Here is a 1263-nt window from a genome sequence, read left to right as displayed (position 1 = left end):
GACGAGAAATATGACGTCAATGTCATCGGAATTACGCTGAGCCGCAACCAGTTCGAGTACAGCAAGAACAAGCTGGCCGGCCTGCCGACCAACCGCAACATCGAGGTGCGCCTGCAGGGCTGGGAAGAGTTCGAAGACAAAGTCGACCGGATTGTCTCCATCGGCGCCTTCGAAGCATTCAAGATGGAACGCTATTCCGCATTTTTTGAACGCGCCTACGACATCCTTCCCGATGATGGCCGGATGCTTTTGCATACGATCTTGATGTATCACTGGCAGGAATATCCCGCACTGGGCGTCACATTGACGATGAGCGATATTCGATTCGCGCGCTTCATCGGCCAGGAGATTTTCCCCGGGGGTCAGTTGCCGGCGCAGAAAGACATTTTCAAATTCGGCGAGGCCGCGGGCTTCTCGATCGAGCGGGTGCAGCTGCTGCAGGAGCATTACGCGCGGACCCTCAACATCTGGGCGGCGAATCTGGAAGCCAACAAGGAGAAGGCGATCGCTCTCCAGTCCCAGGAGATCTACGACAAGTACATGCACTATCTGACCGGGTGCGAGAACTTCTTCCGCAAGGGCATCAGCAACGTGGGGCAATTCACGTTGGTCAAGTAGCTCACAGCATTTCAGCGCACAACGGTGATCCGTTGGGGCTGAGTGCCTATGGTGAGCCGGTCACTTCTCCAACGTGAACTGGTTGACGTCGGTGTAGCCCTCCCGGAACAGCTTCGCGCAGCCGGTGAGGTACTTCATGTAGCGGTCGTAGACCTCCTGAGACTGGATGGCCAACGCCTGCTCGCGATTCGCCTCGAGCGCCTCGGCCCATAGATCCAGTGTCCTGGCGTAGTGCAACTGCAGCGACTGGACCCGGGTCAGGTCGAAGCCCGCCGTGACCCCGTATTCGCCGACGGTCTGCGGGGTCGGCAGCCAGCCGCCGGGAAAGATCTCGGCCAGGATGAATTGCGAGAACTGGACGATCTCGTGGGTCAGTTTCATGCCCCTGGCGCGGGCATCCCTGAACGACGGCCGAACGATGGTGTGCAGCAACATCACTCCGCCTGGCGGCAGCGCTTGGTAGGCCATCTTGAAGAAGCGGCCGTAGCGCTGGCGACCGAAGTGCTCAAACGCGCCGATCGACACGATCCGGTCCACCGGCTCGTGGAACTTTTCCCAGCCCTCCAGCAGCACCCGCCTGCTGCGGGTGGTGTCCATCTGATCGAACGACTTCTGCACGTGCTCGGCCTGGTTCTCCGAGAGCGT

The 1263-nt window shown here is 59.5% G+C and carries 2 protein-coding genes; one reads left to right on the top strand and one right to left on the bottom strand.

Annotation, left to right across the window (positions count from 1 at the left end):
* Nucleotides 1-618: class I SAM-dependent methyltransferase (locus tag A5686_RS00455; protein ID WP_067929810.1), on the top strand; the 618-nt coding region annotated here is incomplete at its 5' end.
* Nucleotides 619-678: 60 nt separating this feature from the next.
* Here A5686_RS00455 and A5686_RS00450 read toward each other — a convergent pair.
* Nucleotides 679-1263, bottom strand: a 585-nt coding sequence (locus A5686_RS00450) for a class I SAM-dependent methyltransferase (RefSeq protein ID WP_067929809.1), incomplete at its 5' end; no start/stop codon positions are given.

Source organism: Mycobacterium sp. E2479 (assembly GCF_001667925.1).
In the GTDB taxonomy this organism is placed as follows: domain Bacteria; phylum Actinomycetota; class Actinomycetes; order Mycobacteriales; family Mycobacteriaceae; genus Mycobacterium.
The sequence above is the reverse complement of the archived record's forward strand: the minus strand, read 5'-3'. Positions and strand labels throughout refer to the sequence as shown.